Annotated in this window: 11 protein-coding genes; 6 read left to right on the plus strand and 5 right to left on the minus strand. The window is 39.8% G+C overall.

Annotation, left to right across the window (positions count from 1 at the left end; all coding sequences use genetic code 11):
- Nucleotide 1: 1 nt before the first annotated feature.
- The 5 genes from IPM34_13575 to IPM34_13595 form a co-directional block, all read right to left on the minus strand.
- Complete coding sequence (locus tag IPM34_13575) at nt 2-832, minus strand: hypothetical protein (GenBank protein ID MBK8956568.1); 831 nt, start codon at nt 830-832, stop codon at nt 2-4.
- A complete protein-coding gene (locus IPM34_13580) occupies nt 832-1398 on the minus strand; it encodes a sigma-70 family RNA polymerase sigma factor (GenBank protein ID MBK8956569.1) in 567 nt (188 codons plus the stop codon). The genes IPM34_13575 and IPM34_13580 overlap by 1 nt, the downstream gene beginning before the upstream one ends.
- 86 nt (nt 1399-1484) lie before the next feature.
- On the minus strand, nt 1485-3035 hold the full coding sequence (locus tag IPM34_13585) for a hypothetical protein (GenBank protein MBK8956570.1): 1551 nt from the start codon (nt 3033-3035) through the stop codon (nt 1485-1487).
- Nucleotide 3036: 1 nt separating this feature from the next.
- A complete protein-coding gene (locus IPM34_13590; GenBank protein MBK8956571.1) occupies nt 3037-5064 on the minus strand; it encodes a caspase family protein in 2028 nt (675 codons plus the stop codon).
- A 333-nt stretch (nt 5065-5397) separates the two neighbouring features.
- On the minus strand, nt 5398-6768 hold the full coding sequence (locus IPM34_13595) for an FAD-dependent oxidoreductase (GenBank protein ID MBK8956572.1): 1371 nt from the start codon (nt 6766-6768) through the stop codon (nt 5398-5400).
- Nucleotides 6769-6959: 191 nt separating this feature from the next.
- On the opposite strand from IPM34_13595, the gene IPM34_13600 reads away from it, so the two are divergent.
- Genes IPM34_13600 through phoU form a run of 6 tightly spaced genes read left to right on the plus strand, consistent with a single transcriptional unit; the run spans nt 6960 to nt 12605 of the window.
- The gene (locus IPM34_13600) at nt 6960-8195 is read left to right on the plus strand and encodes a hypothetical protein (protein ID MBK8956573.1); all 1236 of its coding nucleotides are present in this window, start codon (nt 6960-6962) and stop codon (nt 8193-8195) included.
- 15 nt (nt 8196-8210) lie between these two features.
- Nucleotides 8211-9056 carry a phosphate ABC transporter substrate-binding protein gene (locus IPM34_13605; protein ID MBK8956574.1) on the plus strand — a complete coding sequence of 282 codons (846 nt, stop codon included), beginning with the start codon at nt 8211-8213 and terminating at the stop codon, nt 9054-9056.
- Between the two features lie 11 nt (nt 9057-9067).
- Nucleotides 9068-10258 (plus strand): phosphate ABC transporter permease subunit PstC, encoded by a 1191-nt coding sequence (pstC, locus tag IPM34_13610; protein ID MBK8956575.1) that lies wholly within the window; start codon nt 9068-9070, stop codon nt 10256-10258.
- 4 nt (nt 10259-10262) lie between these two features.
- Nucleotides 10263-11144 (plus strand): phosphate ABC transporter permease PstA, encoded by an 882-nt coding sequence (pstA, locus tag IPM34_13615; protein MBK8956576.1) that lies wholly within the window; start codon nt 10263-10265, stop codon nt 11142-11144.
- A gap of 4 nt (nt 11145-11148) precedes the next feature.
- Entirely contained in the window at nt 11149-11907 is a 759-nt protein-coding gene (pstB, locus tag IPM34_13620) for a phosphate ABC transporter ATP-binding protein (protein ID MBK8956577.1), read from the plus strand.
- A 20-nt stretch (nt 11908-11927) separates the two neighbouring features.
- Nucleotides 11928-12605 (plus strand): phosphate signaling complex protein PhoU, encoded by a 678-nt coding sequence (gene phoU / locus IPM34_13625; protein MBK8956578.1) that lies wholly within the window; start codon nt 11928-11930, stop codon nt 12603-12605.
- Nucleotides 12606-12767: the final 162 nt, after the last annotated feature.

Genomic DNA, 12767 nt, shown 5'->3' on the forward strand with positions numbered 1-12767 from the left:
TTTATTTCATTTTATCAACCAGCACTTGTGCTTGCTGTGAAAAAGTAGATTCTTTGTCTTCGCTAACCCTTTTTAGCAAGGATTTCCATTCTGAGGTTTCATTTGAGGTTTTCATCAAGGCCAGAGCAAGATACCAACAGGAGGCGCTTTGAAGCTGTTGATTTTTAATTTCGCAGAGCGGTCTCAAAAGTGGTATGGCTTTTTCAGTTTCAGAAAGTGCCAGGTAATTCAATGCCTGATAATAGCTGCAAAGATTGCCTATACCCTCTTCAAGGCTGCATCGACTGAAAAATTCAAGAGAAAGGCGATAGTTGCCATCCAAATAATTTTGTAAAGCCCATTGTATAGAATCCGCCGGCACACTGGAAGGGATGAATCCGGATGGATCGAGTTGTGAAATCACTAATTTGGTTGTCGATTCATCTGCATGGTAATATTCTGCAAACCACTGATCCCGTATATTTGAATTGCTGTTGAAAAACTTGATGAGAAATAAGGATGTTACAGTCAGGAATACGGTAGCCGCAATAGCATAGATTTTATTTGTTTTGATGAATTGTATGATGCCTGGTTTTGAAATTGGCACATGCTGCTTAAAAAAATTCTGGTTTTCCAGTTCTATATCCACTTTAGATATTAAATTTTTCAGTTGCATATCTCCCCAGTGTTCTATTCCATTCATAATATTGCGGTAATTTTGAAGTTCTTGTGCTAATGCGACATCCTTTTGAATTCTGTTTTCAAAATCAGATTTTTCCACTGCTTCCATTTCCCCATTCAGGTAACGGATAATTTCTTCCTGCAGATCAAAATTTTCTATAGACGGTTCCATTAAAAGGCGTTTTTAAGGTGGCGGTAATCAGGCGAATCCACGATGAGTTTTTTCAAACCCTGGAGGCATCTGTGTTTTTTTACTTTAATAAATTGTTCCGTATAACCCATTATGCTGGCCAATTCAGAATTTGATTTCTTTTGATAAAATCCCTGATAAATGATCTGTTGGCATTCTTTTGAAATTTCTGAAAGCTTACCCGAGATCAATTCAAACAAGGTATTTTTTTCTTCCGCTTGACTGGTTTCATCTTCCCTTTCATTGAAAATGACATCATCATATGAAACGGTGTGCTTTTCTTTGTGCACTTTTTTCAACCATAAATTTCTTGCCATTCCCATAAGATAATACTTTTCATTTTGTATGGTTTCAAGTGTGCCGCTTTGCAGTATTTTTAAAAAATTCAAAGCAATCTCCTGAAACAGATCCCTTGCATCCTCAGCTTGCCCACTGTTATTGCACACATATTGCAAGACATCCAAATAATACAGTTTGTACAATTCTTTAATCTTTGCTTCTATGACTTCGGGGCCTGTTATCATTTCGTTATATATTGCTTTTTGCACGCTGGTGAATTTTAATTTTTTAAAAAATGCTTATTTATTCATATATCAAAATGCAAAATATACCTTGTTTCTTGAAAATAATAAAATTATTCACCCATTCTGTAGGCCAGGCCAAAATAGATACCGGTATCAAATTTCTTTTCAACAGGCAGGATTCCATCACCAATTATTACTGAATCTCCAACTTTCAATCCATTGGTCAATCGTTCAACTTTTGAGAACATGAATCCACCACTCAGCATGATTGTCTGCTTTCTACCCAGATACAAACCGGGTCCGAAGAAGAATGCCAAGCCTTCAGTGCTCTCTGCGCTGGATAAAGGCAAGCCCATGCCAAAAGAAAGTGCAGGAGTCACCGCACCACCGGTAGTATAACTCAAATTGAAAAACGAACTCAACATCGGAGCATATCTGTCCTCATCTACCGCAGTGATCACATTGTCTTTTACAAAAAACCGCTGAGGTGTATTGCCATATCGGATTCCATTTACTCCAAATGAAGTACCCAGTTTGAATTCGCCATAGGTATCGACTTTTAATTTTATAGTTTTTACCGGTTTAAGTTCAGTCTCGTTCTCTACATTAAGGTCCGTACTGTCTTTTCTAAAAAGTTTTAAACTGTAAACCAGGTAACGACCTTCTGCAGTTGAGTTATGCGTATAAGCAAAATCATTATTCAGCAAGTCCATATACTTGACGAAATAAGTTTGAATATAAGGTGCATAATCATTGCTGGTTTGATTGCTTTCTCCGGCCAAATTTTCAGCTCCAAGACTGACTTCTAATCGCTGGACCAGGCTTTTTATCTGCGGTACATCGGTTTCATATTTTTGAAGAAGACCATATAAATCATCGATACCGTGATCGACCGATTTAAGTTTGGTTACAATTCTGCCAAGGTCTGAAATTTTTCCAACATAATTTTCCAGCCTTTTTCTGGCCAATTCGCGCAATGAAGGGATCTCTAACAAACGTTCGTTAAGTTGTTCGACATCTTTAACCTCAAATTTCTGCCCCTGCTCCAGAATAAATGCATCTTCAAAAACATCCATCACCAATTCTTTAACCAGTGAAGGTGCCAACGAGGGTGTTTTACACAATTCGTTGATATAGTTAATATTGCCTTTTAAAGTCCGGGCTGCTTTTTCCCTTTTGTTGATATCTGTGATGAGCGTATTCATCGCTTCTGTTTCCAGCGCCAATTCATCGAGTTTTTCTTTAAACTCAACGACATCCTCCATGTCTCCTCTCGCATTTCCATCCGGATTGGCACCGGATACCGCTCCAAGCATTTTTCCAAAAATCGGCACATTCATAAAAGGCAACCCACCGCCTGGAAAAAAACTGTTCAGCAATTGCGGCATGAATCCGCGGAAACTACCGTTGTCGCTTCCATATTCGGCAGGCATCAACGCGTGATTAGTTGCATCGAATAAGGCTGAATAAATGTAATTGTTGAATTCAACCAGGTGAAAATGGACTTGCCGGTCTTTTCTGATTTTTAGTTCTTTGACCTGTTTTCCATCCTTCATATACCACAGACTGTCGTTATGGACGTCGTAATAAATATGCAAGTCCTGTGCCTGCAAAAAGTTGCAACTTAAAAATGCAAGTGCAATAAAAATGTGCTTGAACATACTATTGATTTTCTGTAATGATAAATGTGTCTGAATAAATATTGATATCTCCGGAAGGAAGGCTTAGTGCTTTCCCTCCCCGGGTTTGATATATTTCTTCGTCTTTGGTTTCCATGAAAAGTTTTTCAAACGGGCTTGTTTGTTTGAATCCTCTGGTACCCAAAGTTGATCTTAAATCAATCGGCTTGGTCGAGGCAATCAATTTGAACATTTCCTGTCCATAGGGCGCCCCGATTTCAAAAGTCTGAGACATCAGGAGTTTCTGACCGGGCAGGATTCTCAATTCTTCTGGTTCAACAACATCGTTAGGGCCGGGAATCAATGGATTGATCAAATTGTCAGGTTGCAGATCAATCATATTAAAATAAGCAGGCTTGATTCCCTCGTTTTGAACCAAAATCCTGATCAGAGAACCCACTTTTAATTTCTTTGCCCCATCCTCACCAAAATTTAATGCAGGCAATTCATCAACGCTCATCCCTTCGCGAATACTATCTACAGGTACGATCTTAAAAGTAACTTTAATCTCAGCCGCTTCCATCTCCATTTTTTTCATAAACTGTCCCTGAAGATATTGTCTCAATTTCTTGACCAATTTATTTCTGAAGATCACCGGTGTTTTCAAATCAGATGCGATGATGACACTATCGATGGGATAGCCATCGCTGGTGATGATTCTGAGCATTGCGCCAGGTTTAGTCTCTGGATATTCGAACCAGATTTTTGCACCTTGCTGGTCGTGTTTGATGAACGGTTTATCAAGCAACCAGGATTTTAAATCCATTTCCAAATCCGATAAACCCATTTTGAATCCAATCGGAATAGTCAAATCGCCAAAACTTTGTTCGAGTACATAAACCCAAGCCAATTCTGATAAATTTTTTCCAAGGGCGCTGTCCAATGTAATTGTGGATTGCGTAGCAAAAGCTTTCGTCAGAGTTCCGGTAACCATTGGTGTTGCACTCAGGTAATCGCGGGTATCTGCAGGAAACAATCCTACGATTGCGCCTTTATTCAAACCATGAAGCTGTCCGCCGTTGATGGTAATTTCATGGTCAGAAAGCACTTTAAGCACTCTAAAATAGCTGGCTTTCCCCAACATTTTTCCGTTGAAAACGTCCATATCGAGTTCGCCTTCTACCTGCGGTTGCTGCAAAGGTGCGATACGGCTCATTTCATTGCGAATTTTATCGAATAAAGCCCGGTAAGAACTTCCTTCTTTAACCTTGAAAATGGATTGTGTCAACGCATAGGATAACGAACCAAAACTTTGGCCTGCTTCATCTGTCATCTCGTAGTTTAATTGGTTTTGTGCAGAACCAAAGAAAGAAACCATCGGTGCCAATGGTTTAACTCCTTCTCCTCCTCTTGATTTTGGTTTGATTTCGTTATTTTCTTTTGCTAATAATTTTTTGCCATTGTTTTTTAAGTAGTCCGGACTTGCCATAATGTCTGTGGTCCCTCTCGCTTGTGAAAAACCTCTGGTCCCTGTTCCTGAATGACAAGCATCCAGCACAACCAGAACATGGCCTGTCGGACCTACTTTTTCACGCAGATTCTCCATGGCCTGGCCAAGTTCTTCATCGCGGATAAGTTTTTCTCCTTCATTGACACCAGACTGGAATTTCTTAGGTGAATCGTAGGGTACGATGCACTCATCCAGGCCGTCAATTTCGTCACCATTTTGATCTGCAGCCTGCTGACCATGACCAGAGAATTGAAAATAGATGATATCACCCGGTCTTACCTTGTTGTAAAAATCCTGTGTAATGGTTTTGAGTATATTTTGTTTGTTGGCTTGTTCATCAGAAAGGATTAATATATTTTCCTTTTTGAATCCCTGATCCAGTAATGTCTTGGTAACCAAATCAATATCGTTCATTGAACTTAATGAATTCCAGCCTCCAGCTTCAGGATATTTGCCCACCCCGATCAACAAAGCCTTTTTGCGGTCTGCCTGTCCATAAGCCTGAGCCATCCAAAACAAGCCGGCCAATGATAAACATAAGATTTTGAAGCAGTTGTTCATGAGTCAAATATATATTAAAAGGTGAATTTGCCTTTCTGAATGATAGTTACTAGAATTCAAAAACGTTATCAGAATGCCTGATTAAACTTTTGGCTAAATTGAGGATAAGTAAAGGTACAAATGATCTCTATAATTTATAAATTGGGAGGATGCTTGATGAAAGCAATTCTGAAGCCAGGCGCTTGAAGCTCAAAGCCGAAAGCTCGAAGCTTTAAGAAGTGTCTCATAGCAAGGTCTAATTCACTTTAAAAACTTCAGCTCTTTTTCGGATATTTCCCCAAAATGTTTGAAGTTACTCATCCGATTTTCAAAAAATCAAAATATCAATCCACCTTATCCAAGCAGGTTTTCTGCGGCCTCTTCTCCGCTCACAATAGCGCCCTCCATAAATCCCTGCCAGTCGGCAAGATGCTCTCCGGCAAAATGGACCTTCATAAATGGTTGTTTGAGCACAGGCATGATCCCGAACCATTGGTTTTTTCCATAGAAGGCATAAGCCCCTTTAGAAAATGAATCGGCTCCCCAATAATATTTCAGACTTTGCTTCAGGTACTTACGTACGTCTCCAAAAGCAGGTTTGAGGGCATCCAGGATGATGGATTCTCTTTGTTCGGCATTTACGGAATTTAATACTTCAGATTTTTCTCCGATGGCATAACAGATCAGAACTCCTTCGCGATGATCCTGATTTTTTGTGGCATGATAAAAATAATGGGCAGGTGTATCCGTCACCATATCAAAATCTTCCGCTTTCCAGAATCTTTCGGAAAACACCAGCGGATACTTTCCTATACGGGCATATTGCAAAGCATTGATGGCATCGGTTTGAATAGCAGGCAGACCCGGTATCCATTTGATTTGCTGAATGGAAGCTGTTGGGAGCGTACAAATAACAGCATCTGCTGTGAAAGATGTACCGTTATCACAATCGACACGAACACCCGTTTGTTTTTCCTGTGTAATCCGGATTGCTTTGTGCCGGAGTAAAATATATTCAGCACCCACTTCATTACCGAGGGATTCTGCCAGCTTGCTGTTCCCTCCCCGGATTTTAAGATCCATTTCATTTTTCTCGCTACTCTCAGCATACTCGGCAAAAGCTGCGTAACACGATGTGTGTCTGATGCTTTCACCAAAATCCGTACTGTCCAGCAACTCTCTCAAAAACAGATCGCGTTCCTCAAACTTTTTATTGGATAAATATCTCCACCAATCCATTTTGTCCAGCTTTTTCTTTTGTTGTGGGCTAAGTTCATTCCAGATTTCGGTTTTCTTATTCCAGAATTGATCGAATTCCTGGCTGAAACCCCATTTCCCGGCAGCCTGATAAGATCCATTCAAAGTTAGATGGCTTTCAAATTGGTTGTTTTGCAATTCAAGCCCAAATTGATTACATAGGGCTATTACCCGTTCGTGGGAGGCTCCAACCCATTCTGCACCCAATTCGATAACCAGTTGATTTGCCGATTCAGGTTGGTGGGAAAATACCCGGCCACCGATCCTGTTCTTTGCTTCGAGAACAGTAATTTTAATGCCTTTGCCCTTGAGATAGTTTGCCGCTGCCAGACCGGCAAAACCCGCGCCCAGGATAATCGCAGATTTGATCTTTCTTTTGGGTTTAGTCTGGGCTGATAACCATTTCGGAGCAGCCAGGCTGATTCCTCCCAATATTCCCGATTGCAAAATGAATGATCTTCTCTTCACTGTTATAGTTTTGTTGCTAAGTTAGTGTTTTCGTGATACTTCATCAAATCTGTTCGAATACGAGGCCGAATTCAATTCATTAGATTAGTCACGCGATTTAATCATTTCTTAATATTGGCTTCACACAGAAGGCAAGGCTTCAATCTACATTTGCAGTGTAAAAAGTGTTTTTTAACGTAAAAAAGTTTGAAATGAAAGTCCTTCATCTGGTATTTCTATTTTCTTTATTGAACTTTGATGTATATGCGCAAGAATATACGGTCAATGATTCTACATGGAAAGCAATTAACAACGATCTCAAAATTCTTAAAAACATCAAAGTGAGCGGTTACCTCCAGGCACAGTATCAAATAGCTGAGGAACAGGGAATAAAATATCCCGGGGGTAATTTTGCATCCAATGTCGATAACCGGTTCTCGATGCGGCGCGCAAGGTTAAAAGTCGCTTATGTGGGCAAACCTTTTGAATGGGTTCTGGTCACAGAAAATACGGAAAGAGGGATCTCTCTCCACGATGTATATGGTTCTTACACATTTTCAAAAATTCATTTGAAATATACCGCCGGGCTTTTCCCACGTCCCTTTGGATTTGAACAATCTTATTCAACTGCCTATCACGAAGGTCCGGAACGGGTAAGGTTTTCGACAACCTTATTGCCCGCAGAAGCTGATCTGGGATGTAAACTGACCTATTCCGCTTTAAAACCAATTACACTCGAATTGGGAGTTTATAACGGAACAGCAACAGCAGCTGACTTCGATGGATTTAAAGATATCGTTGCGAGAATTTCGATTCAGAAAAAATTAAATACTTCAAATCTTTCCGGTGGCTTATCCTTTTATAGTGGAGGAGTCGTTCAAGGCAATCCTTACCGGTATTCAATATCAGAAAATGGTTCGGAGCCTGTTTTTAGTTTAATGGATACGACCAGTTTCGCCTTTGGAAGTAAAGTCAAAAGAGAATATTTGGGAGCTGATGTTCAGTACCAGTTTTCCAACATTTTAGGTACTACAACATTAAGAGCAGAATTTGTCCAGGGAGAACAGCCCGGTTCAGCAAGCAATACGGATAGTCCTAAAACAAATACAGCCCCACAAGGCGACAGTTACAGCAGAAACTTTAACGCCTTCAGTGCCTATTTCCTTCAAAAAATAGGTTCTTCCAATTTCATGTTCGTAGCCAAATACGATTGGTACGATCCAAATTCCGATGTAGAAAAAAATGAAATTGGTACATCACTTTCTAAAACAGGTGCTGCAGATGTCAAATACAGTACCCTCGGATTAGGGCTTAACTATTATTTTAAAAATATGTACATCATGTTTTATTACGACATGATCACCAATGAAAAATCAGAAAATCTGAATGGATTTCAATCGGATTTAAAAGACAATGTATTTACTATTCGCACACAATTTAAATTTTAATTAATTATGAATTTTATGAAATCTCTTATTTCTCTATTCGTATTATCAATCTTTTTGATAGCTTGTGGTGGAGGCCAGAATTCTGAAAGTAAATCCTCCAAATCAATAACCTTAAAAGGCAGCGATACGGTGTTGCCTCTCGGGCAAAAAACATCGGAAGCCTTTATGGCTGTAAACAAAGATGTATCCATCGCAGTTGTCGGTGGTGGTAGCGGCACGGGTGTAACGGCTTTGATGGACGGCAATACAGACATCGCAATGTCTTCCAGGGATCTGAAGTCAGATGAAAAACTAAAATTCCAGGAAAAACAAATGAACATTGAAATTGTAACCCTGGCAGTCGATGCGCTGGCTGTTGTGGTCAATCCTAAAAATACCGTTTCAAAATTAACCCGCGAACAGTTGGAAGGAATTTTTACTGGAACTATTACCAACTGGAAGGAACTCGGAGGTGAAGATCTGGCTATCGTGGTTTATTCAAGAGAAAATAGCTCGGGGACTTATGAGTTCTTTAAAGAACACGTCATGGATAAAAAGAATTATGCCAGTTCTGTTTTGAACATGCCTGCAACCGGAGCTATTGTTCAATCCATAAGTCAAACAGCCGGAGCAATCGGATATATTGGTTTAGCATACATGAGTCCTGAAGTTAAAGCATTGGAAGTTTCTTACGATCAAGGTACTACTTTCGTTGGCCCATCCATGGAATCAGCAAAAAATAAAACTTATCCTATTTCGAGGCCTCTTTACTATATTTACGATGTTAAAAATTCTGAAAAAGTTAAATCCTATTTAGATTATACTTTATCAGAAGCGGGACAAAAACTTGTTGAAGAAGTCGGATATATTCCAATTAACTAAACCAAAATAATTTGAAGCATTTCTTCGAAATAATAATCGAATACATCATCAAAGGCTGCGGATATATATCCGCAGTCATTGTTTTATTGATTGTATTTTTTTTATTCAGAGAGGGAGTCTTGTTTATTAATTCTTCTCCACTGGAAGACCACCATGCACTTTTTGTGCACAAAGACAATTCCGTCGTTGAATTGACCGATGTACAGGTTAAAAATTTATTCGATAAAAAGATAACCAACTGGAAAGAACTGGGTTCCTTTGATCAGAAAGTAACTCTTCTCTCTGCTGATGAAATTGATGATTTATTTACAGAAGAACAACTGGGTAAGAATTTTGAATACCTGAGTGCCTGCATAAACCATTATATAGACACCGTTCCGGGAACGATTGCTTACTTTTCAGAAAAACAACTCAGTCTTACAGCAGGTATCAGACAAGTCGCCATTCACAAAATAAGTTTGTGGAAATTTTTATCGGGAAAAGAATGGTTTCCAACCGCAAAACCTGCTGCCATTATGGGCACCTTTCCATTGATTCTGGGTACTTTATTGGTGAGTTTGATAGCCATTCTGATAGCACTTCCTCTCGGACTCGCCGCAGCCGTGTATCTGGCAGAGATTGCAGATGAAAGAGTACGGAAAATTTTAAAACCGGTGATTGAGTTGTTGTCAGGGATCCCATCTGTTGTATATGGCTTTTTTGGATTGGTCATCATTGTTCCATTCATTCAAGATTTTTTTAACCTACCGGTTGGAGAGACTGCATTGGCCGGCAGTATATTATTGGCGATCATGGCCTTGCCTACTATAATTACAGTTTCAGAAGATGCCATCAGAACATGTCCGATTGCGATTAAAGAAGCCAGCCTGGCTCTGGGTGCTTCACACTGGCAAACCATTTTCAGAGTTATTATTCCTTATGCTTCCAGCGGTATTACGGCGGCAGCAATACTTGGAATTGGAAGGGCGGTTGGTGAAACTATGGCAGTACTTATGGTGACCGGCAATGCGGCGCTGATTCCGACATCATTGACACAACCTGTACGAACGATTCCGGCAACCATTGCCGCAGAATTGGGTGAAGCTCCATTTGGAGGCTTGCACTTTAAAGCCTTGTTTGCTTTGGGATGTATGCTTTTTCTGATTACACTTGTCACCAATTTACTTGTAGAACGGATATCTAAAAAACAAAAACTCAACTAAGCTTATGTTGCAATTTCCGTTACAGGTAGACCGCTCAAAAAGAATTCAGCAATCGATTGCCTTTTGGGTAGCCCGGGGTATTGCAATGATCATCATTGGCATCTTGTTTTTAATCTTGTTTTTTATTTTTAAAAGAGGCATTGGAGTTCTCAGTTGGGAATTTCTGACAGAAATGCCATTAGATGGCATGACCAAAGGAGGAATTCTTCCGGCGATTATTGGTACTTTGTATTTGGTACTTTTAAGCATGTTGATCGCTTTTCCGGTGGGTGTTCTTTCGGGAATATATGTAAACGAATATGCTAAAGATGGTTCGTTGAAGCGATTTGTCAAAGTCATGACCAACAACCTGGCAGGAATCCCATCCATTGTGTTTGGATTGTTTGGAATGGCTTTATTTGTGAATCAACTGGGATTTGGTGCATCTATTCTTGCCGGTTCCCTGACCTTAGCGCTTCTGGCCCTGCCCCTGATCATCAGAACAACCGAAGAAAGTTTAAAATCCGTGGATGATACTTTCAGACATGCCAGTTATGCCTTGGGAGCCAGTAAACTATACACCATTCGAAAAGTGGTTTTACCAATTGCCTTTCCGAACATCATAACCGGATTGATTTTAAGTATAGGCAGGGTCTCGGGCGAAACAGCTCCTATATTGTTTACAGTGGCTGCGTATTTTTTACCGAAGTTGCCCCAGTCCATCATGGACCAGGCTATGGCCCTTCCTTACCACCTGTATGTGATTTCTACAAGCGGAACAGATATTCAGTCTTCCAGACCTATTGCTTACGGAACGGCTGTTATTTTAATCCTGATCGTTTTAATCGTTAATCTGATTGCCAATTACCTGCGAAATTATTTTAGCAAAAAAGTAAAAATGAAGTAAGCCTATGTCGCATAAAATAGAAACTAAAAATGTGCATCTCCATTACGGCGACTTTCATGCATTAAAAGGAATTAGTATTCAAATTCCCGAAAAAACAGTTACCGCATTGATTGGTCCCTCAGGATGTGGAAAATCAACCTACCTCAGATTATTCAACCGGATGAATGACCTGATTGACGGAATTAAAATCGATGGAGAAATTCTGATCGATGGAAAAGACATTTACAACATTCAAGTATCTGAAATAGACAAGCTCAGAAGAAACGTAGGTATGGTTTTCCAAAAACCCAATCCCTTCCCTAAAAGTATTTTTGAAAATGTAGCTTACGGACTTCGGGTAAACGGAATTTCAGATAAAAGTCTTATTGAAACACAGGTTGAAAAAGCATTAAAGCAAGCAGCTTTATGGGAAGAAGTGAAAGACAAGCTCAAAAAATCTGCTTTTGAACTCTCCGGAGGACAACAACAAAGGCTTTGTATCGCCAGGGCTATGGCCATCGAACCATCTATTTTATTAATGGATGAACCAGCTTCGGCTCTCGATCCGATCTCTACAGGCAAGATCGAAGAACTGATCTACGAGTTGAAAAATAATTTTACCATTTTAATAGTTACCCATAATATGCAACAGGCAAGTAGAGTTAGTGATTTTACGGGATTCTTCCTGCTGGGTGAGCTGATCGAATTCGATGAAACCAAGAAAATTTTCAGGAATCCTGAAAAACAACAAACCGAAAACTACATTACAGGCCGATTTGGATAAACCCAATAATTGAAAATACCATGTTACACGTTGAAAATGAAATCCAGGAATTAAAAGACAAGTTGATCAATATGTGGGATGCGGTCATCAATCAACTTGAAAAAACGCAACAGACCCTCCAAAATGGTGACCGGGATCTTGCTTTAGCTATACAGGCAGCAGAAAGAAGGATCAATGCCTACGAGCTCAGCATTGACAGGATCTGTGAAGACTTTATTGCACTTTTGCAACCCGTCGCTTCAGATCTGAGGTTTGTACTGACTACATTAAAAATCAATACAAATCTGGAGCGCATTGGCGATATCGCCTGTGGAATCTCAGAATTTATATCCGATCAGGATACCGAATTCAATCTCGAGATCATCAAACATTTGGAGGCAGACAAAATGCTTTTACTCGCAATCGAAATGGTGAAAAATCTCCGCGAAGCCTATATTCTTGAAAATACCCTCAAAGCCAGAACCGTATACAAACGCGACCGAATGCTCGACAAAATAAACGATGTCGCAAGTTACAGGGCAATTGAATGTCTGGATAAATATCCAAAACTCAGAAGAGAAACCTTACATGTTTTGTCAATGGTCAGAAAAATTGAACGCATCGGAGATCAGGCAAAAAATATAGCCGAAGAAATTATTTTTAACATCGAAGCCAAAGTCATCAAACACAAACGCAAGGAGAAGGACAAGGAGGAGTAAGGGGAAGTTGGCAGTTGGCAGTTGGCAGTTTGCAGTGAGCAGTTATCAGTGAGCAGTCAGCAGTTGGCAGTTGATAGTTGATGGGACTAACATACGTTAGTTAGTTTAGGGAAGAGAGTTCTATCAATGGAATCGAAATATATCTTTAGGCTTTTCGCTTCA

Source organism: Saprospiraceae bacterium, assembly GCA_016716185.1.
In the GTDB taxonomy this organism is placed as follows: Bacteria; Bacteroidota; Bacteroidia; order Chitinophagales; family Saprospiraceae; genus Vicinibacter.